Origin of the sequence: Bacillus sp. FSL W7-1034, assembly GCF_038593365.1 — a bacterium.
Taxonomy (GTDB): domain Bacteria; phylum Bacillota; class Bacilli; order Bacillales; family Bacillaceae; genus Bacillus; species Bacillus altitudinis.
The window spans coordinates 2,493,628-2,514,753 of the sequence record NZ_CP151989.1 but is presented as its reverse complement, the minus strand read 5'-3'; the positions used below and the strand labels follow the sequence as shown (position 1 = coordinate 2,514,753).

The 21,126-nt window shown below is 41.0% G+C and carries 20 protein-coding genes and 1 other annotated feature; of the genes, 18 read left to right on the top strand and 2 right to left on the bottom strand.

Annotated elements, in window-relative coordinates:
• Positions 1–120 precede the first annotated feature (120 nt).
• From NST73_RS12975 to NST73_RS12965, 3 genes are all read left to right on the top strand, one after another.
• Positions 121–261, top strand: coding sequence for a hypothetical protein (locus NST73_RS12975; RefSeq protein ID WP_017367733.1), 141 nt, complete (start codon positions 121–123; stop codon positions 259–261).
• A 70-nt stretch (positions 262–331) separates the two neighbouring features.
• Positions 332–1,480, top strand: coding sequence for an MFS transporter (locus tag NST73_RS12970; protein ID WP_342499131.1), 1,149 nt, complete (start codon positions 332–334; stop codon positions 1,478–1,480).
• Positions 1,481–1,876, top strand: a complete 396-nt coding sequence (locus NST73_RS12965; protein WP_035701766.1) for a hypothetical protein — start codon at positions 1,481–1,483, stop codon at positions 1,874–1,876.
• A gap of 225 nt (positions 1,877–2,101) precedes the next feature.
• Here the strand turns inward: NST73_RS12965 and NST73_RS12960 are convergent, their stop codons facing one another.
• Entirely contained in the window at positions 2,102–2,587 is a 486-nt protein-coding gene (locus NST73_RS12960) for a hypothetical protein (protein ID WP_024718411.1), read from the bottom strand.
• A 239-nt stretch (positions 2,588–2,826) separates the two neighbouring features.
• Here NST73_RS12960 and hemA point away from each other — a divergent pair, with 239 nt between their 5' ends.
• The 8 genes from hemA (at position 2,827) to ysxE (ending at position 11,726) form a co-directional block, all read left to right on the top strand.
• Complete coding sequence (gene hemA / locus NST73_RS12955) at positions 2,827–4,194, top strand: glutamyl-tRNA reductase (RefSeq protein WP_024718410.1); 1,368 nt, start codon at positions 2,827–2,829, stop codon at positions 4,192–4,194.
• Between the two features lie 7 nt (positions 4,195–4,201).
• A complete protein-coding gene (locus NST73_RS12950) occupies positions 4,202–5,032 on the top strand; it encodes a cytochrome c biogenesis protein (RefSeq protein WP_007501558.1) in 831 nt (276 codons plus the stop codon).
• A 37-nt stretch (positions 5,033–5,069) separates the two neighbouring features.
• Positions 5,070–6,005, top strand: coding sequence for a hydroxymethylbilane synthase (gene hemC, locus NST73_RS12945; protein ID WP_024718409.1), 936 nt, complete (start codon positions 5,070–5,072; stop codon positions 6,003–6,005).
• Positions 6,002–6,793, top strand: a complete 792-nt coding sequence (locus NST73_RS12940) for a uroporphyrinogen-III synthase (RefSeq protein WP_058336576.1) — start codon at positions 6,002–6,004, stop codon at positions 6,791–6,793. The genes hemC and NST73_RS12940 overlap by 4 nt, the downstream gene beginning before the upstream one ends.
• Positions 6,790–7,761: a porphobilinogen synthase gene (hemB, locus tag NST73_RS12935; protein ID WP_007501555.1), complete on the top strand. Its 972-nt coding sequence runs from the start codon at positions 6,790–6,792 to the stop codon at positions 7,759–7,761. Before NST73_RS12940 ends, hemB begins: the two co-directional genes overlap by 4 nt.
• A 27-nt stretch (positions 7,762–7,788) precedes the next feature.
• Positions 7,789–9,081 (top strand): glutamate-1-semialdehyde 2,1-aminomutase, encoded by a 1,293-nt coding sequence (gene hemL, locus NST73_RS12930; protein WP_268432651.1) that lies wholly within the window; start codon positions 7,789–7,791, stop codon positions 9,079–9,081.
• A gap of 331 nt (positions 9,082–9,412) precedes the next feature.
• Entirely contained in the window at positions 9,413–10,657 is a 1,245-nt protein-coding gene (locus NST73_RS12925) for a LysM peptidoglycan-binding domain-containing protein (RefSeq protein WP_342499130.1), read from the top strand.
• 37 nt (positions 10,658–10,694) lie between these two features.
• Positions 10,695–11,726 (top strand): spore coat protein YsxE, encoded by a 1,032-nt coding sequence (gene ysxE, locus NST73_RS12920; protein ID WP_035391224.1) that lies wholly within the window; start codon positions 10,695–10,697, stop codon positions 11,724–11,726.
• Between the two features lie 79 nt (positions 11,727–11,805).
• Here ysxE and NST73_RS12915 read toward each other — a convergent pair whose 3' ends face one another.
• Positions 11,806–11,997 (bottom strand): hypothetical protein, encoded by a 192-nt coding sequence (locus NST73_RS12915; protein WP_024718406.1) that lies wholly within the window; start codon positions 11,995–11,997, stop codon positions 11,806–11,808.
• A 166-nt stretch (positions 11,998–12,163) separates the two neighbouring features.
• Positions 12,164–12,393 (top strand) — a binding site (T-box leader).
• Between the two features lie 58 nt (positions 12,394–12,451).
• On the opposite strand from NST73_RS12915, the gene NST73_RS12910 reads away from it, so the two are divergent.
• The 7 genes from NST73_RS12910 (at position 12,452) to NST73_RS12880 (ending at position 21,099) form a co-directional block, all read left to right on the top strand.
• The gene (locus NST73_RS12910) at positions 12,452–15,094 is read left to right on the top strand and encodes a valine--tRNA ligase (RefSeq protein ID WP_342499129.1); all 2,643 of its coding nucleotides are present in this window, start codon (positions 12,452–12,454) and stop codon (positions 15,092–15,094) included.
• Between the two features lie 65 nt (positions 15,095–15,159).
• Positions 15,160–16,464 (top strand): folylpolyglutamate synthase/dihydrofolate synthase family protein, encoded by a 1,305-nt coding sequence (locus NST73_RS12905; RefSeq protein ID WP_335352664.1) that lies wholly within the window; start codon positions 15,160–15,162, stop codon positions 16,462–16,464.
• Between the two features lie 149 nt (positions 16,465–16,613).
• On the top strand, positions 16,614–17,345 hold the full coding sequence (locus NST73_RS12900; RefSeq protein WP_342499128.1) for a prepilin peptidase: 732 nt from the start codon (positions 16,614–16,616) through the stop codon (positions 17,343–17,345).
• A 157-nt stretch (positions 17,346–17,502) separates the two neighbouring features.
• Positions 17,503–18,519, top strand: a complete 1,017-nt coding sequence (locus NST73_RS12895) for an SPOR domain-containing protein (protein ID WP_253718728.1) — start codon at positions 17,503–17,505, stop codon at positions 18,517–18,519.
• 177 nt (positions 18,520–18,696) lie between these two features.
• The gene (locus tag NST73_RS12890) at positions 18,697–19,266 is read left to right on the top strand and encodes a Maf family protein (RefSeq protein ID WP_007501543.1); all 570 of its coding nucleotides are present in this window, start codon (positions 18,697–18,699) and stop codon (positions 19,264–19,266) included.
• Positions 19,267–19,314: 48 nt separating this feature from the next.
• Positions 19,315–19,989: a DNA repair protein RadC gene (gene radC / locus NST73_RS12885; protein WP_338706405.1), complete on the top strand. Its 675-nt coding sequence runs from the start codon at positions 19,315–19,317 to the stop codon at positions 19,987–19,989.
• Positions 19,990–20,079: 90 nt separating this feature from the next.
• A complete protein-coding gene (locus tag NST73_RS12880; protein WP_007501538.1) occupies positions 20,080–21,099 on the top strand; it encodes a rod shape-determining protein in 1,020 nt (339 codons plus the stop codon).
• Positions 21,100–21,126 lie beyond the last annotated feature (27 nt).

Genomic DNA, 21,126 nt, shown 5'->3' with positions numbered 1-21,126 from the left:
ATTATTGAATGCCGAAAGTTTATTTAAATAGATGCTAAATTATAATTAAATTCCATATTTACAAATAAAATCAAGTGCAGTAATATGATATTGAAAATATTTCAGATAGGAGTGGTAATAATGAAATTAAAAGCAAGAACTTGTTACAATTACTCACTAAATGAAATGAAGGAAAAACAATCAAAACTGAAAGCGAGAACATGCTATAATTACTCGCTAAATGAAATGAAAGAAATGCAAAAGGAATTAAAGAAAAAGTAAGAGAGTATGATAAGAAACAGAGGTTTTTGAGAATCTCTGTTTCTTAACACTTAAATAAGGAATAGTGTACATGAATATTAGTAGAGTGAGTACATTAGTTTATTTGGATACTATGATTGTTTTCATAGGGGCACTAGTTTGGACTGGATTGCCTCTTTATTTCTTTGAGATGACTGGTTCATATTTTTATGCAGGCAGTATGTATCTGATTGGTGGCTTTTCGTTTATTTTAAGTAATATTGTGAGCAACTATTTATTTAAAGTTTTATCTAGATACACGGCAAAATTTTTCGTCACCACATTGTCTATCCTAACCCTTGCTTCGTTTTTTGCTTTAAACAATCAATTATTTAATCTAATGTTTTTTTTAATGCTTGCTTTTCAATTTTTTATAAATGGCTTATCGTTTATTTTAGAATCGGGATTTAACATGTTTTTATCCAATCAACCCCATAAAGATATTGCATATCGTAATATGTTTTTACTCTCAGCTAAAACAATTGGTTTCTTTAGTGGGCCAATTTTGTTTATATTCTTTGGATCAGAAATGTATCTTGTTTTTCTGCTCTTTTTTATTGGTTTGTTGGTTTATGAGTATTTGTATCCAATTGTTGCCCAGTTGAAAATCGAAAGTATATCTTTCACGAATGTTGAAATATTTAAAAAAGTACCAAAGAGTTATTTGTTCATCATGTTTATTGATGGGATGTTTTTACCTGTAGTAATGAATTATTCGTTTATTATTCTGAAAGAAACGTTTTCAGCAAGTGATCTTACTGTATCATTATTTTGGCTAATTGGCGGAGTATCGGTTTTACTAGGAAATTTATTGATCCGAAGAATGGATATACAAAAAATACATTCGAAAGTCTATCTTATAACGATATATCTCACGTTTGGGTTAATTCTAATGATTTTAGCGCCCAATAGTTCACTGTTTTTAATTGGTTTTTTTATTTTGACACTCATTAACCCGTTGTTTATGAGCTTAATCAAAGCATCTTTTTTAGTTTTTTTTGATCCTCACTATAGAAGTATGGCACTTGCAGGTATGAATACATTGAATCAGCTAGGAACGATATTAATCATTACAGTGATTACATTCATGTTGGAAAGTTCGAAATTTTTCAATATTGCTTACATCATTCCATTATGTCTTTGTATAGGAATCATTCGATTTTTGATTCTAAAAAATATTTTAAAAAGGGGAATTCAATGAATGGATAAAGTGAGTTATCCTGACTTTTCGGTGGACTTAGTAGAAGCATGTTTGAAGTTTGGTTACTATTTTGAAGGAATGGATAAAGAGAATGTCACTCGATTAGTAGATCAATACAAAAAATTTTGGTTCATGATCAAAAAATATCCCGATTGTTCTTTTGCCCCAAATACTGAAATTGATGAGGTTTGGCATTTACATATGCTGTTACCACAAAACTATTATTACGATTGTATGTCGTATTTCGGCATTATTTTAGCTCATGATGCTGGATTTGGGAATCAAGCTGATGAAGTGGATATACTAAATGAAATGTTTGATAGCGGAAATGATTTATGGGAAAAAGAATTTGGATTTAGATTACCTGATGAAAATGAACTTAAGACGAAACCATAAAAATGACAATAATTGCTTGACAGTGACACTGATATCAATTTAATGATACTTGACATAAGGGGAGAAAAACAAAACCGCCTTACCTGCAAAATGTTGCTACACAAGCAACTGCAGATAAGGCGGTTATTGTCGTCTATATCAGTTAAACTGGATCTTATTCTTCTCGTAAGATGTGTATTATAAAACATCCAATTGATGGCTTATCAAACAATTATATTGTATAAGTTATTTCCTTTTTAAAAATAATAAGAGGAGACTGACGGCAATCAATACATATGGCCAGTACAATTCAAAACCGGAAGTAGGGATCGAAAGTGTGCTAAGTTGCTTTGTAATTTGTTGAAAGAAATAAAGGAATAGACCGAGTGCAATGAGAACAACACTTTCTATTCGATATTCCTTTTTCTGTGATGATTTCATCAAAAGTGCGAGGCCGACGATGAACACAATCATCGTAAATGTATCTGGCCAGTGTTCTAATTTCGGCTGAAGGATAAAGTGTAGCGCAAGGCCTGTCATGAGCATACCGATAAACACATGAGAGGTTTCCTGCTCCTTCTTTCCTTGATATAAGAAAGCAAGGCCAAAAAGCAGTACAAGTGTATACCATTTCTCCTGATCTTTCCAAATGTCAAATTGATCTCCTGAGAGAATGGCATATAGTGCTACAGCCAGCAAAGTGAGCGGCAGCAAAATAGATTTCTTCTTCAAAGATGTCACCTTCTTATAAGCAGATCATTTGTCCGCACGCGCCAAATCTGGTAAATTGCTTGAAGTGATGATATGGCATTCGTGTCGAACATTTTTCTACTATATCACAACATTTTTGAAATCTGTTCACAATTTTTATCCAGTTAAAAATGAATATATGTTATAATCATTATAAATAATAAATTCTATATTGTAATTATTATAAATTAGACAGGGCGTTGGGGGTGCAAGCTGAAGTTATGCATATTCTTGTTGTGGGTTTAGATTATAAAACAGCCCCTGTTGAGATACGGGAACAGCTGAGCTTTGAACCGAGCGAGCTCGGAACAGCGATGTCCAAGCTTAAAGAAGAAAAAAGCATTCTAGAGAATATCGTCATCTCAACATGTAATCGAACAGAGATCTACGCAGTTGTAGATCAGCTTCATACTGGTCGGTTTTATATAAAAAGATTTTTAGCAGATTGGTTCGGTTTAGAAAAAGAAGATGTCTCTCCATATTTGAAGTTTTATGAAAATGATGGAGCGGTTGAGCATTTATTCCGGGTTGCCTGTGGACTTGATTCTATGGTCATTGGTGAAACACAAATACTCGGTCAAGTGCGCTCAAGCTTTAAAGTCGCTCAAGAGGAGAAGACCATTGGTACCGTTTTCAATTATTTGTTTAAGCAGGCGGTAACAGTTGCGAAGCGCTCTCATGCGGAAACAGATATTGCGTCTAATGCTGTATCTGTCAGCTATGCGGCAGTGGAACTTGCCAAAAAAATCTTTGGACGTCTTTCTGATAAACATGTCCTTATTCTTGGTGCGGGTAAAATGGGCGAGCTGGCGGCTCAAAACCTTCAAGGTCAAGGGATTGGCCAGGTAACAGTCATCAATCGAACGTTTGAAAAGGCCAAAGAACTGGCCGGCCGCTTTTCAGGAGAGCCTAAGAGCTTGAATCAATTAGAAAAAACTTTATCTGAAGCGGATATTTTAATTAGCTCTACTGGGGCTAAACAATTTGTGATCACAAAGGAAATGGTCGAAAAAGCGAACAAACAGAGAAAAGGCAGACCTCTATTCATGGTGGATATTGCAGTACCACGTGATTTAGATCCAGCTATTTCTGAAGTAGAAGGTGCTTTTTTGTATGACATTGATGACCTTGAGGGCATTGTGGCAGCTAACCTGAAAGAGCGACGTGCAGTAGCTGAAGAGGTGGAGCTTCTCATCGAAGCTGAAATTGTGGAATTTAAGCAATGGCTTAATACGCTCGGAGTGGTTCCTGTGATTTCTGCTTTAAGAGAAAAAGCACTCTCGATTCAAGCGGATACGATGCAAAGCATCGAACGAAAGCTTCCAAACCTCACAAATCGTGAAATGAAGCTGTTAAATAAACATACGAAAAGCATCATCAATCAAATGCTGAAAGATCCTATCTTAAAGGCCAAAGAAATTGCCGGGGAGCCGAATGCAGAGGAAAAACTTTTACTCTTTAAAGAAATCTTTGATTTACAGGTTGAAGATGAAGAGCAAAAGGCAGAGCCGATGCAGGTGGAGCAAGGGGCATTTCAGCTGTTTAAAACAAATATGGCACAAGGCCTTGCTACAGTTGCCAGTGAGTGATTAGGCGATGATGGAATCCATTGTAGCGAGACTAGGTGAAGCGACGACCTTGATCTATGCACTCAGTGTCTTGTTCTATTTCATAGATTTTCTTCAACACAACCGGAAGGCTGGAAAAATGGCTTTCTGGTTGCTTTCTATTGTCTGGCTGCTGCAAACAGTCTACATGTTTTATATTATGATGGAAACAGACCGATTCCCTGTGTTGAATGTAGCAGAGGGGTTATATTTTTATACGTGGGTGCTTGTGACATTGTCACTTGTTTTGACAAAAGTATTACGCGTTGAATTTATTGTCTTTTTTACAAATGTGATTGGTTTTTCCATGATGGCGATTCACACCTTTACACCATCCGATCTTCATTCTGCCGAACTGACGGGAAAGCTGACGAGTGAGCTGCTCGTCATTCATATTACGATGGCCATTTTATCATACGGCGCTTTTTCACTTTCATTTGCTTTTTCACTACTCTACCTATTTCAATATCGTTTGCTGAAAAAGAAAAAATGGGGAAAATGGCTTTTGAGAATTGAAGACTTATCAAAGCTTGATCATATGGCGTATGTCTTAAATATTATTGGCGTACCGATGCTCTTGCTTAGTTTAATTCTTGGCATTATATGGGCATATATTTCGTATGATACGTTGTACTGGACAGATGCAAAGGTGCTCGGTTCGTTTATTATGCTATTTTTATACGGCTTTTACTTATACATTAGACTGGTGAGAAATATGCAGGGCAAAATCGTGGCGCGATGGAATGTCGCTTCATTTCTTGTGCTGATGATCAATTATTTTCTGCTTGGTAGCTTATCAACCTTTCATTGGTTTCAATAATGATGAGTCTTAAGGGCATTGTCGGGAGGAAGACGGAATGCGTACAATTAAAGTAGGTTCTAGACGAAGCAAACTTGCGATTACACAAACAAAATGGGTCATTCAAAAGTTGTCTGAACTAAACCCTTCTTATTCTTTTGAAATTAAAGAGATTGTGACAAAGGGTGATCAAATTTTAGATGTGACCTTATCAAAGGTTGGCGGAAAAGGTCTGTTTGTTAAAGAGATTGAACAGGCAATGCTGAACCATGACATTGACATGGCGGTACACAGCATGAAAGATATGCCGGCCTCTCTTCCGGAAGGTTTAGTCATCGGCTGTATTCCTGAGCGTGAAGATGTGCGGGATGCATTGATTTCAAAGGATCATCTCCGTCTTCATGAATTGCCAAAGGGAGCGGTTGTGGGAACGAGCAGCTTACGGCGCAGTGCCCAGCTTCTTCAGGAGAGACCAGATCTTGAGATTAAATGGATCCGTGGAAACATTGATACGAGACTTGAAAAACTGAAAAATGAAGAATATGATGCGATTATTCTAGCGGCTGCCGGATTGTCTAGAATGGGCTGGAGTCAAGAAGTCGTGTCGGAATTTTTATCTCCTGATACTTGCCTTCCTGCTGTAGGGCAGGGCGCATTGTCGATAGAATGCCGGGGAGATGACGAAGAGCTATTGCAGCTGTTAGCTCAATTCACAAATGAGTATACAAAGAAAACGGTCCTTGCTGAAAGAGCTTTCCTTCAACAAATGGATGGAAGCTGTCAAGTGCCGATTGCTGGTTACGCAACGATGAATGAGCGTGATGAAATTGAATTGACAGGTCTTGTGGCATCTGCGGATGGGCATACGATTATTCGAGAAACCGTAACAGGTACTGATCCTGAGGCAATTGGAACAGCATGTGCGAAGCAGATGGCTGATAAGGGAGCAAAGGATTTGATCGACAAGGTGAAAAAGGATCTGTCTTCCCAATGACGATAGCCAAATCGCTTTACGGACAGACGGTGCTTGTCACTCGAAATGAACGTCAAGCGGGTGCGTTTCAGCAGAAAATTGAAGCGCTGAACGGCCATGCTGTTTTAACCTCTCTTATCAGGTTTGAGCCAACGCTGACAAAAGAAAAAGCGAAGGCATTTTTAGAAGACTTAGAAGCAAGCCATTGGCTTGTGTTTACAAGTGTAAATGGTGCGTCTTTTTTTCTCAGTTATATAGAGAAGCATCAATTACATCAAAGCTTATCCCACTTGAAAGTGGCGGCCGTAGGTGAAAAAACATCTGCCTATCTGATGCAGCACGGCTTAAAAGTGGATGTGGTTCCAGAACGTTTTATAGCAGAAGAACTGGCAGATGCTTTAATTGAACATGTACACCCAGAAGAATGTGTCTTTGTAGCAAAAGGCCACCTGTCACGAGATGTGGTGAAGAATACCCTCGTTCCACTTGGCATTGACGTAAAAGAGTGGATTATATATGAAACAGTGAAGGATGAGGACGGAATTATCGCACTCAAGTCGGCAATGATGGAGCAATCATTTGATTTTATTACATTTACAAGCTCCTCCACTGTTCATTCTTTTATGCACGCCATGCAGGCTGATATCGATAGATTAGCTGCATCAGACACATGTTTTGTGAGCATCGGTCCTCTTACACAAGAGGCACTGCTTCAATACGGGATTTCTTCTGAAACCCCAGATACTTATACGATAGACGGGATGCTTGATTTGATGTGCCGTTTATCTGAAAGGAAGTTGAACCAATGATGAAATTTAACAGACACCGCAGATTGCGTACAAGCGCAGGAATGAGAGAATTGGTGAGAGAAACATTTTTAAGACCCTCTGATTTCATTTATCCCATCTTTTTTGTAGAGGGAGAGAATGTCCGGAAAGAAGTCCCTTCAATGCCGGGTGTCTATCACATTTCAGTTGATCTTGTGAAAGAAGAAGTCCAAGAGCTTGTTGACCTTGGGATTAAATCTATCATTGTTTTTGGGGTACCAGACCATAAAGACCATGTAGGCAGTGAAGCTTATCACGATCATGGGATTGTTCAAAGAGCAACGCTTGAAATCAAAAAGCATTTCCCAGAGCTTGTGGTCATTGCTGATACTTGCTTATGCCAATATACAGATCACGGACATTGCGGAATCGTTGAAGATGGAGAAATTTTAAATGATGAATCTCTTCAGCTCTTAGCGAAAACCGCTGTCAGTCAGGCTCGTGCAGGTGCAGATATCATTGCTCCATCAAACATGATGGATGGCTTTGTTATCGCAATTCGTGAGGCGCTTGATGAGGCCGGCTTTGTTCATGTGCCTGTGATGTCATATGCTGTGAAATATGCAAGTGCTTTTTACGGTCCGTTTCGTGATGCGGCGCATAGCACACCGCAGTTTGGAGATCGTAAAACGTATCAAATGGACCCTGCAAACCGCTTAGAAGCACTGAGAGAAGCGCAGTCTGATGTAGAAGAAGGCGCTGACTTCCTGATCGTGAAGCCGTCACTTTCATACTTAGATATCATGCGTGATGTGAAAAATGAATTTACACTTCCTGTTGTTGCGTACAATGTGAGCGGAGAGTATGCAATGGTGAAAGCAGCAGCTCAAAATGGCTGGATTTCTGAAAAAGAGCTTGTTCTTGAAATGCTGACTAGCATGAAACGTGCAGGCGCAGAATTAATCATTACGTATCATGCAAAAGATGCAGCGAAATGGCTCTCAGAATAAAGAACGGATAGACAGGAGGACATTGAAATGGGACGTAGCTATGAAAAGTCAAAGCAAGCATTTAAAGAAGCGCAGCAGTTAATGCCGGGTGGTGTGAACAGCCCTGTGCGCGCATTTAAATCAGTCAATACAGACCCGATTTTTATGGAACGAGGCAAAGGCGCAAAAATATACGATATTGACGGAAATGAATATATTGATTACGTCTTATCGTGGGGACCGCTTATTTTAGGGCATACGAATGACCGTGTGGTTGAAAGTATTCAGCGAGTAGCTGAACATGGTACAAGCTTCGGTGCTTCTACTTTAGTTGAAAATGAATTAGCTAAGCTTGTATCAGAACGAGTTCCTTCTATTGAGGTCATTCGTATGGTCAGCTCTGGGACAGAGGCGACGATGAGTGCGCTTCGTCTAGCACGTGGTTTTACAGGCAGAAACAAAATTGTGAAATTTGAAGGCTGTTATCATGGCCACGGTGATTCTTTGCTCATTAAAGCTGGTTCGGGTGTGGCAACGCTTGGACTTCCGGATAGCCCTGGTGTCCCTGAAGGTACAGCAAGCAATACGATCACCGTTCCATACAATGATTTAGAAAGCATCAAAGTCGCTTTTCAAGAATTTGGAGACGACATTGCAGGTGTCATTGTAGAACCAGTTGCAGGAAATATGGGGGTTGTCCCTCCGCAAGAAGGTTTCTTGCAAGGATTGAGAGACATCACTGAGCAATATGGCTCTTTACTCATTTTTGATGAGGTCATGACAGGCTTCCGTGTGGATTATCATTGTGCACAAGGCTATTTTGGCATTACGCCTGATCTGACATGTCTTGGTAAAGTCATCGGAGGCGGCCTGCCAGTTGGTGCTTATGGCGGTAGAGCGGACATTATGAGACAAATTGCGCCAAGCGGCCCGATTTATCAAGCAGGAACGTTATCCGGTAACCCGCTTGCGATGACAGCAGGTCTTGAAACATTAAAACAGCTGACACCTGAGTCTTATGAAGAGTTTAGACGCAAAGGAGATCGTTTGGAAGAAGGCATTTCAAAAGCGGCGAAAGTACATGGGATTCCATTAACATTTAACCGTGCCGGTTCCATGATCGGATTCTTTTTTACAAACGAACAAGTCGTCAATTACGATACAGCGAAAACAGCTGACCTCGCTTTATTCGCTGAATTCTACAAGGAAATGGCTGATCACGGCATCTTCCTTCCACCTTCACAATTCGAAGGGCTGTTCCTCTCAACTGCTCATACGGATGAAGACATCGAGTATACAATTGAGACAGTTGAAAAGGTATTTCAAAAATTAGCTCAGTAACTAAAAGCCGATATGGAGACATATCGGCTTAGATCGTTGACAAAGGGTTAAAATGAACTTTATTTTAGCCCTTTGTCTTCTTTTCAGCGTGAAAGAAAACCTTTGCAGTCTAGGAAGGACGAGTACTGGAGCGGAGCGAATTTGACATTCGTGAGCACCAGCGCGCAGGACTGACACCGAATGCGAGGGTTTGTCTACACGCTGAGCCGATATGGAGACATATCGGCTTTTTGCTTTGCATAAAACCAATCATATTTTCACCGCCTTCTTCATACACCTGTATTGACATCTAATTTTATTTTGAAGGATTAGATGAAAGGAGGACACCGACTTGTCTCAAAACAATCGATTACAGTTTTCGGTAGAAGAGTCCATTTATTTCAAAAACGGACAGGAAGTCAGTGAGCTACTGTCAATTTCTCTCGATCCTGACATTCTCGTTCAAGAAGTGAATGATTATGTTTCCATTAGAGGTTCACTCGAGCTAACAGGAGAATACAACATAAATCAAGAGGAGCTAATGGGTGAATCCAGTTCCTATGCATCATACAGGCAGGCTGATGAGGTGAAGGTAAGAGAGGACGGAACGGCAGAGCTGCTGCATCAATTTCCGGTGGATATCACGATCCCCAAGAACAAAATTAGTCATTTAAATGATGTATTTGTGTTTATTGATGCATTTGATTACCAGCTGACAGAAAGTCGTTTGCTCACGATTCAGGCTGATTTGGCCATTGAAGGTCTGTTAGATGAAGGAACGCCTGAACCGCTTGTAGAAGGGCCATACGAATTTGTCCATCGTGCTGAAGAGGAATATGGCGATGTCACCTATGAATATCAGGCGCAGCCTGAATATGAAGAGCAAGAAATGCTCCCACGTGAAGAGCATGAAGAAAATGCAGAACAGCATGCTGCTTTGCAACATGAAGCGCGAACTGAACAAGAAGAGGATGAAATAGACATCGAGACGGTGATGGTGGAAGAAGCAGAAGAAGAGGAGGAAAATGAGGAAGAAGAAGCCGTGGCGCTTGGGTATCGTTCCTTCCCAGAAGCTCAAGTACAAGAGCCGCCATTCTTTGACCCGCCTAAGCTGCTAGAAGAAGAGGAGCGGGATGATACGTTCTTTGAGGTGGAAGTGAGGAAAGACCCTGAAGCAGAGAGCAAGGAAGAAGAAGAGCCGCCAGCTTATCCAGCCTTTGAATCACCTACTTATCAGATGGAACAGACGCAGGAAGAGCGGGATGACAGCTATCAGTTCGAACGATTATATGAACGTGAAGCACCAAAGGTGTTTGAATCAGCTCAAGAAGCTGAGGAGTTTGAACATGACCAGAGAGAAGCGTCTGGCAGTGAGAATTCTCTTTATTTAACGAAGCTGTTCGCTAAGCAGGAGGAGGAAGATTTTTCTCGCATGAAAATATGTATAGTTCAGCAAGAAGATACGGTCGATCGTATTTGTGAGCGATATCAGTTGAATGTGCAGCAGCTCCTTCGAACGAATTCATTGTCGGTGGATGCAGAGCTTGAAGAAGGGCAGATTCTTTATATTCCTGAATATCAAAAAAGCAATGCATAGTATGAGATGATGGACCGAGAAAATGTGGTGAGAGAACGTGGATGAAATCCAATCTGTCCTATACGAATACGGGCTTGAGGCTGAATATATCGAACCTGTCAGTCCAGCTGTCGTTAGAGTGTATACAAAGCAGGGCGTATTTGCACTAAAGCGGGTAAAGCCCCATCGACACATGCAGTTTACAGAGCAAATGCTTGAACTAGAATCAAAAGGCTATCGCTCGTTTGTGCCGATTTATCGCACGAAGAGCGGTTCCTTTTTCTCTAATCATCGAGAAAGCCAGTACACGTATTATCTCATGCCATGGCTGACCAATGAAAAGAGAGAAGAGCAGGACGATAAACATGAATATTTATTTCAAGAGATTGCAAGACTTCATAAACGAACAGAAGTCATGATGGACATTACTGAGCAGGAAATAGAGGCTCACTACACCCAAATGAAAAGCAAATGGGAAACAGAGAAAGACATGTATGAACGATTTATCGAGCGGGCAGAACAAACATGGTATATGTCGCCATTTGAGCTGGCTGCTGCTATGTATTTTTCAGAAGCGATGTCTGCAAGTGAATTTGCACTTGAACGTTTAGAGGATTGGCATGAGGAAATGAAAGACCAAGAGACGACACGTATTGTGTTAAACCATGGGCAATTGTCGATCCATCACTTTTTGTACAATGATGTAGGTACAGGACATTTCACCAATTTTGAGCGGTCCAAAAAGGCTGCCCCCATTTATGACCTTTTGACCTTTTACTATCGTACATTCAAAACCTACCCTACTCCTTGTCCTGAATGCACATCTTTGTTTTATACGTATCAAAAGGGAAATAAACTTCGTGAGGAAGAGATTCATTTGTTCTTGAGCTACCTCGCTTATCCGCAGAGTTTGTTTGATACGGTGAAAGCCTATGAAGCAGGCGGACAGGATGAGATGGAAAGTTGTCAGGAGCTGTTAAGGGCGTATTGGCAAATGAAAAATTCTGAGCCGACCGTCATGAAAATACACGAAATTGAGCAGGCTAGACGCCTTGAAGAAGAACAAAATGCCTCGTCATCAGAAGAGTGACGAGGTTGTTTGCTGTTGCGCTATGAAATGTCTAACGAGGGACCTATACATAAGAGTGAGCCTGCAGCTTTCAGCTCTCTTAAAACCAATCAAGGTGAAAGGCACAGGCGAGAAATATAAGAATTCCTAAGATGAGGACGTCAAATGTTGTGGGAAAAATGATCGTGCGAAAGCCTTGAAATATGGCAATCGGGAGAACGACTTGGGAGGCAACTGCCCGAATTTGTCTAAGCCATGGGGGGAGTGTGTAAGGATTGATCTTTTTCAAAATAAAACGCCCTCCTTCTTTATTTTGTTATTATCATATGGGCAAAGAGGCAAAGGGTGCCTGCCCAATTTGTATAAAGAAGAAGAAAAGCGGAAAAGATGATTGACGAAAACAAAAGGCATTTAGTAATATTAATAAAAGATGAGTATAAGCTGATGAACGTGATATATCGTAAGCGTGGATCAGGAAGAGTACGAGCAAGACCCTAAAGAGAGGGAAACCAATAGCTGAAAGGTTTTCTAGGATGCACTTGTTTGGAAGGTCGCCTGTGAGCTTAATTTCTTGAAACATGTAGTAGAGAAATTCGGGAGATCCCCGTTATCCTTTAGAGAGTACGGGACACGTCTAAGTGTTTCGTGAAAAAAGGTGGTACCGCGAAAAAGCTTTTTCGTCCTTTTATAAGGATGAGAAGGCTTTTTTATGTTTCATCAGCCGAAAAAATGTGGAGGTAACACAAATGGGAACAAATAATCAAGAAATGCCAACAAAGTACGATCCAAATGCGATTGAGAAAGACCGCTATACGTACTGGCTTGAAGGGAAATTCTTCGAAGCACAAAATGACAAAACGAAAGATCCATATACAGTCGTCATTCCTCCACCAAACGTGACAGGAAAATTACACTTAGGGCATGCTTGGGATTCAACCCTTCAAGACATCGTGACTCGTATGAAACGGATGCAGGGCTATGATGTTTTATGGCTGCCAGGAATGGACCATGCGGGTATTGCAACACAAGCAAAGGTCGAGGCGAAGCTTCGCGAAGAAGGTGTGAGCCGCTATGATCTCGGACGTGAAAAATTTGTAGAAGAAACGTGGAAGTGGAAAGAAGAGTATGCCGATTTTATTCGCAGCCAGTGGGCGAAAATGGGTCTAGGTCTAGACTATTCGCGTGAGCGTTTTACATTAGATGAAGGCTTGAATAAAGCGGTCCGCCAAGTGTTTGTTCAATTGTATGAAAAAGGATTGATCTATCGCGGAGAATACATCATTAACTGGGACCCAGCAACAAAAACGGCCCTTTCTGATATTGAAGTCATCTACAAGGATGTGCAAGGAGCGTTTTATCACTTGAGATATCCGCTTGCAGATGGATCAGGTTCGATTGAAATTGCGACAACAAGACCTGAAACGATGCTGGGAGATACGGCAGTCGCTGTACATCCTGAAGATGAACGCTATCAGCATTTGATTGGGAAAACAGTTGTTTTACCAATTACAGGCCGAGAGATTCCAATCGTTGGGGATGACTATGTCGATATGGAATTTGGATCAGGAGCTGTAAAAATAACGCCGGCTCATGACCCGAATGACTTCGAGCTTGGAAACCGTCATAACCTAGAGCGCATTCTTGTGATGAATGAAGATGGCACAATGAATGAAAACGCACTTCAATACAAAGGAATGGACCGCTTCGAATGTCGTAAACAGCTTGTGAAAGATCTTCAAGAAGAAGGCATTTTGTTCAAAATTGAGGACCACATGCATTCAGTTGGTCACAGTGAGCGCAGTGGCGCTGTAGTGGAGCCATATTTATCAACACAATGGTTTGTGAAAATGCAGCCGCTCGCAGATGAAGCCATCAATCTGCAAAAAGGTGATGAGCAAGTTCAATTTGTTCCAGACCGATTTGAAAAGACGTATTTACACTGGATGGAAAACATTCGTGATTGGTGTATTTCTCGTCAACTATGGTGGGGACACCGCATCCCGGCTTGGTATCATAAAGAAACGAAGGAAGTATACGTGGGACTTGATGCGCCAGAAGATATTGAAAACTGGGAGCAAGATAACGATGTACTTGATACATGGTTTAGTTCAGCGCTTTGGCCTTTCTCTACAATGGGCTGGCCGGATGCAGACAGTGAAGACTTCAAGCGCTACTACCCAACCAATCTGCTTGTAACAGGCTATGACATCATCTTCTTCTGGGTATCCCGTATGATCTTCCAAGGTCTTGAATTCACAGGAGAAAAACCATTTAAAGATGTCCTCATTCACGGTCTTATCCGCGATGAACAAGGGCGTAAAATGAGTAAGTCACTTGGCAACGGAATTGATCCAATGGAGGTCATCGACAAGTACGGAGCGGATTCATTGAGATATTTCTTAGCGACTGGAAGCTCTCCAGGTCAAGATTTACGTTTTAGCTTTGAAAAGGTTGAATCCACTTGGAACTTTGCGAACAAAATTTGGAACGCATCCCGTTTTGCTCTCATGAATATGGATGGTTTAATGTACGATGAGCTTGATTTGACAGGAGAAAAATCAGTTGCTGATCAATGGATTTTGACACGCTTAAATGAAACAATTGAAAGTGTCACACAGCTTGCTGACAAGTATGAATTCGGTGAAGTGGGCAGACATTTATACAACTTCATTTGGGATGATTTCTGTGATTGGTACATTGAAATGGCGAAACTTCCGCTTTATGGAGAAGATGAAGCAGCGAAGAAAACGACTCGTTCGATCCTTGCGTATGTATTAGATCAAACGATGAGACTTCTACATCCGTTTATGCCGTTCTTAACAGAAGAAATCTGGCAACATCTACCTCATGAAGGTGAGTCCATTACTGTAGCGGCATGGCCTGAAGTGAAGCCGGAGCTTTCCAACGAACAAGCTTCTGCTGATATGAAACTGCTTGTTGAACTGATTCGTTCTGTTCGTAACATTCGCAGTGAAGTGAACACGCCAATGAGCAAACAAGTTGAGCTTTACATTAAAGCATCTACGTCTGATGTTCAGGAACGTTTAGAGAAAAATCGTTCATATATTGAGCGCTTCACGAACCCAAGTGTTCTTGAAATTGGCACAGATGTCCCAGCTAGTGATAAAGCGATGACGGCTGTTATTTCTGGAGCAGAACTCATTCTGCCGCTTGAAGGCTTAATCAACTTAGATGAAGAAATTGCCCGTCTGCAAAAAGAGCTTGATAAACTGACAAAAGAAGTGGAACGAGTTCAGAAAAAGCTTGGCAATGAAGGCTTTATGAAAAAAGCGCCTGAAAGTGTCGTAGAAGAAGAGCGTGCGAAAGAACGTGATTATGTCGCAAAACGCGAAGCTGTTCAAAAGCGTATTGAAGAGCTGAAAGCATAAGAGTGAAAAGACGGCTCCTAATGAATTGGAGTCGTCTTTTTTGAAAATTTCGTATGAAATGAGAGATGACATTGTTTACAACCTATCATGAAGCCATTGAATGGATTCATAGCAGACTCGCTTTCGGTGTCAAACCGGGACTTGAACGAATGAAATGGCTGATGGACAGACTAGACCATCCTGAACAAAAAATAAAAGCGGTGCATGTAGCTGGAACAAATGGAAAAGGATCAACGATTGCATTTACTCGATCCATTTTACAGTCAGCGGGCTATTCAGTTGGAACCTTCACCTCGCCATTTATTTTAACGTTCAATGAACGAATTAGTGTTAATGGGGAGCCGATTTTGGACGAAGAGTGGCTGAGTTTGGTGAACGAAATCAAGCCTTTAGTTGAAGAATTAGATGATACAGAGCTTGGTGCAGCAACAGAGTTTGAGATCATTACAGCATGTGCGTTTGCTTATTTTGCCCATGTGCACCAAGTAGACTTTGTCCTCTTGGAAACAGGACTTGGCGGAAGACTTGATTCTACAAATGTGGCAGCGCCCATCTTAACAGCAATTACGTCGATTGGACACGATCATATGGCCATTTTAGGCGACACACTTGATCAGATTGCAGCAGAAAAAGCTGGCATTATTAAAGCTGGGGTTCCGATGATCACGGCCGTTCATCAAGCGGAAGCTCTTACTGTGATTCAACACAAAGCCGAAGAAAAGAATGCGCCGTTTATCTCGTTACATGATACTTGTACCTTTAAGGACCAGCAGCCGACTGAAACAGGTGAACGCTTCACATTCACTACCCCAAAAAGGGAGTACTCGCAGCTAGAGACAGGGTTAATCGGAACGCATCAAATGCAGAACGCCTCCCTTGCCATTCTACTGATCGAATGGCTGGAGCAAGAAGGATATATCCATGTGCTAAATGAGCAAGTGTATGAAGGAATTCGGCAGGCGGTGTGGGCTGGAAGATTTGAAAAGATCCAAGATCAGCCTCTTGTTTATTTAGATGGTGCTCATAACGAAGAAGGAATGGACCGTTTAATCGAAACTGTACAAGCTCATTTTTCTAGTAAACAGGTTCATGTATGTTTTAGTGCGTTAAAAGATAAACCTTACAAACAAATGATCGAAAAGCTTGAAAGGATTAGTTCATCGATTCATTTTGTTTCCTTTGACTTTCCAAGAGCTGAGTCAGCGGAAAAGCTTTATGATTGCAGTCATTTACAAGCAAAATCGTTTGATGAAGACCCTCGTGCAGTGCTTGACTTCATTCAGAAGAAAAGAGATGACCCTTCAGCAATGATTCTGGTGACAGGTTCCCTTTATTTTATCTCAGATGTACGAAGTCGTATTTTACAGTAAGGAAAAGACGCAAATTGCTTCTATGCAATGTGCGTCTTTTTTCTTTTGATATGTAGGAGAGGGGGAAAATCACTTTTTCGCAAGGTGATCAAAGGTGAATCGCTATGGTAAAATCCGGTCTATTCTATTTCCGGAAGGAGTCACCTAATTTGATTGATTTTTTTATGTTTTTCACAGGGATGGTCATGGGGTCATTTTTTCATCTAGTTGGTGAGAGGCTTCCAATGAAGCGGTCTCTTCTTTTTCCTCGTTCACACTGCGGAGCTTGTAAAGAGCCGCTTTCTTTTCACGACATGCTCCCGCTTGTTTCTTATGTTGTATTGAAAGGGTCATGTAAGCATTGTGGAACCCGGCTCTCTTTGCTTTATCCAATGGTTGAGCTGTTGACAGGCGGCCTTTTTTTACTCGTTTATAGACATGCTGGTTTCTTTTTTGAGGGCCTTTTTCTTGTGAGTCTATGTAGTTTATTCGTGATTGCTGTCGTGAGCGATCTTTTTTATATGAGAGTACCCAACGAGCTCTTTCTCTTCTTTTTTCCTCTTTTCGTCATATACCGCACGCTAGAACCGCTTTTTATTTGGTGGGAAGGAGCGGCATCTCTTCTTATTTGTCTTCTTTTGTTTTATAGTTTAGAACATTTCAAGCCAAATAGTATGGGGGGAGCGGATGTCAAACTATTTGGTGTGCTTGCATTTTGCTTCGGATTTAAGCCGTTTCTGATCATTCTTTTTCTTTCGTCTGTCACGGGAATGGTTTACGCAAAGGTGTTTTCTTACAAGGCAAATGAACCCTTTCCTTTTGTTCCTGCCATCGCTTGTTCTTTCTGGTTTTATCTTTTTTGTGGTGATCTGTTAAACCCAATTCGCGATTTTTTCGGATGAGAAAATTGGCGAACACTTTTTGAACCTGCCGACAAAAGTCTTGTTCTTTTTTTTATTGGCTATGTTAAAGTGTGAAACAGAAAGAAGGACGGGTTACATTCGCGCTATTTCATTGGACAGAAAGGTCTTTCTTACAAACAATGTCAGAAAGCGGGGAATGACAGTGAAAAAAAGGCAGGCAAAAAAACAAGGGTTAAAGGTCAATATTAATGGCAAGGAAGAAATGCTGCATGGAGAAGAGCATCAGCCTCAAAAACAGCAAGAGGATCAAGTGACGTTTTCGAACTGGGAGGAAAAGAGGCAGTCGGAACAGGAGACAGCCGCTTCCGGGGAAGAACCGTCTAAACCGAAAGAAGAAGATTTTCAATGGGACGATGCGGCTGATCACATTTACCATTCGGATCCAAAGGTCGTCACACCTTATCAAAAGAAAAAAGGTTCTTTTGAACAGAAGTTCAGTAAAAACCGCGGTCCCTTCAAACGAGTGATGACAACGATTGTGTTTGCAGTCGTTCTAGGGACAGGCCTCGGTGTATTTGCACTAAGTTTAAGTAAAGATGGATCTGCCAATCCATCAGGAGGCGATCATATCAGCGTCTCAGCATCTGGAAGCGAGCCTTCGGCGAAAGCTGGGGGAGATGCACCACCGGCTGATCTTGCAGATACGTCAAAGGACAATGAAGGTGAAAAAAGTGCATCAGGTCATTTTTCAACCTTTGTGGTGCAGGCTGGAAAGTTTTCTTCTGAAAAAGGAGCAGATGACTTAGTTGACAGTTTAAAAGAGGCAGGATATGCAGGTAAAAAGGTATCAATGGATGATGGCTATTATGTTATTGCCGGACTTGCCACAGAACAAGGCATGACAAGTGCCGTTGGGAAAAAATTGATCGATCAGCATTTTGAAGCATGGGGAGGAAAAGAACTCTCATTTCAAGTGCCGGATGAGCTGACAGGTTTAATAGAGAAGGCATCTGTCTTATCCTCTAAGGTGATTGCAGGAGAAGATGTGGATCAAAAAGAAGTCACTCAGTTGATTTCTGAGCTTGAAAATGCCAAAACAACCGACGCACCAGCCAAAAGCAGTTTGCTGAAAGCTGTACAGCTTTTAAATGACCCATCTGCTGAAAATGGCTGGAAATCTCAGCAAGCGCTATTAGATCAACTAAATACGTAAAATCATGTTTTTAACAGCCAAACTAGTCTAAAAATGACTAGTTTTTTTCTTTTGCTTCCAACATAATGATGTAGGAACATGAAAATGGCATTTTCGTTAATTGTCGGTAAGATGTTCATTTGATAGGATGAATGGGTATCTTACTTCTTAGGCTAAACCCTGAAAGGATGAACAAACATGAACCAGTTAATACTCGCATCTCAATCACCTAGAAGAAAAGAATTGCTTGATTTAGCAGGGTTTTCTTATGACATTCAAGCAAGTGATTTAAAAGAAGAAATAAATCGAAACCTTTCTCCTGCTGAGAACGTCCAATGGTTGGCAGAACAAAAAGCAAATGATATTCAAAAAATACATCCCAAAGCTGTGATCATTGGTGCAGATACAATTGTTGCAATTGATGGCAAATGTCTTGGAAAGCCAAAAGACAAGGAAGATGCAGCCTCAATGCTTCAATTATTGTCAGGTAAGACACATCAAGTCTTGACTGGTGTCACGATTCAATCAGAGAATAGAAAAGAAACATTTTATGAACAGACAGACGTGACATTTTGGCCGCTTACACAAGATGAAATAGACCGCTATATTGAAACCGGTGAGCCTCTTGATAAAGCTGGAAGCTACGGCATTCAAGGAAAAGGTGCCCTGTTTGTACAAAAAATAGACGGTGATTATTTTTCCGTTGTAGGACTCCCTATTGCTAAAACAGTCAGAGTGCTTGAAACATTTGGTATCACCCCTTTTTGATGACGGGAAGGAATCAAAAAAGGAGTGTAGATCTTGAATCATTTCCCTATGCTGCTGAAGCATTTTCCTCATAATGAAAAGCCGCGCGAACGATTTGTCAAATATGGCCCAAGCAGCTTATCAAACCATGAACTTGTCGCGATTCTTTTGAGAACAGGCACAAAAAAGGAATCAGTTCTTCAAGTGTCCGCAAGACTTTTGCAAACATTTGGTGGTCTTCGTTCTGTGAAGGAAGCTTCGATTGAAGAACTATCAAAGATTCGAGGAGTTGGAAAAGCGAAGGCGATCTCTCTTTTAGCTGCTTTAGAACTCGGCACTAGATTACACCATCAAACGACGGACAATCGTTATGTGATCCGCACGCCGGAAGATGGTGCGAATTTTGTGATGGAAGATATGAGATTTTTGACGCAGGAGAATTTCGTTTGTCTTTATCTCAATACCAAAAATCAAGTTCTTCATAAACATACTGTGTTTATCGGAAGTCTAAATTCGTCGATTGTTCACCCGCGTGAAATTTTTAAAGAGGCCTTTAAACGTTCGGCCGCTTCATTTATATGTGTGCACAACCATCCATCTGGAGATCCGACGCCCAGCAGGGAAGATATTGAAGTCACACAGCGACTTTTTGAATGTGGAAAGCTGATTGGAATACAGCTGCTTGATCATCTAGTGATCGGTGATCAAAAATTTGTGAGTTTGAAGGAAAAAGGGTATTTGTAACACTTTTTTTTTCAATGTTTTACGATATAATAGAGTTTATGAGTTTTTCCCTAAAGGGAATTTTGGTTTAAGAAAGGAAGATACATACATATGTTTGGAATTGGTACAAAAGACCTTGGAATAGATCTTGGAACAGCGAATACGCTTGTTTTTATTAAAGGAAAAGGCATTGTTGTGAGAGAACCTTCGGTCGTAGCTTTGGAAACTGATACGAAGTCTATAGTGGCGGTTGGAAATGATGCTAGAAACATGATCGGTCGTACACCTGGTAATGTTGTGGCACTGCGCCCAATGAAAGACGGAGTCATTGCAGACTACGAGACGACAGCAACAATGATGAAATATTACATTAATCAAGCATTAAAAGGTAAAGGGCTTTTTGCTCGTAAACCGTACGTGATGGTGTGTGTACCATCTGGTATTACAGCAGTAGAAGAGCGTGCTGTCATTGATGCAACAAGACAAGCTGGTGCTCGTGACGCATACCCTATTGAAGAGCCATTTGCTGCGGCAATCGGTGCTAACCTTCCTGTATGGGAGCCAACTGGAAGCATGGTTGTAGATATTGGCGGCGGTACAACAGAAGTAGCCATTATTTCACTTGGCGGTATTGTGACATCTCAATCGATCCGTGTTGCAGGAGACGAGATGGATGATGCGATCAGCAGCTACATTCGTAAAACGTATAATCTTATGATTGGTGATCGCACGTCAGAAGCGATTAAAATGGAAATCGGTTCTGCGCAGCCTGACGTACATGATGAGATGGACATTCGCGGCCGTGACCTTTTAACAGGTCTGCCAAAAACGATCTCTATTACGGCAGAAGAAATTGCAAAAGCGCTTCGTGATACGGTGGAAACAATTGTCGATGCGGTCAAAATGACACTTGAAAAAACGCCACCTGAGCTGGCAGCAGATATTATGGACCGTGGAATCGTTTTAACAGGCGGTGGTGCATTGCTGCGTAATCTTGACAAAGTCATTAGTGATGAAACAAAAATGCCGGTCATTATTGCTGAAGATCCGCTTGACTGTGTGGCGATCGGAACAGGGAAAGCACTAGAACATATTCACTTGTTCAAAGGAAAATCTAAAGATAATCGATAATTGGGCGTAAATAAAGAGGTGTAAGAC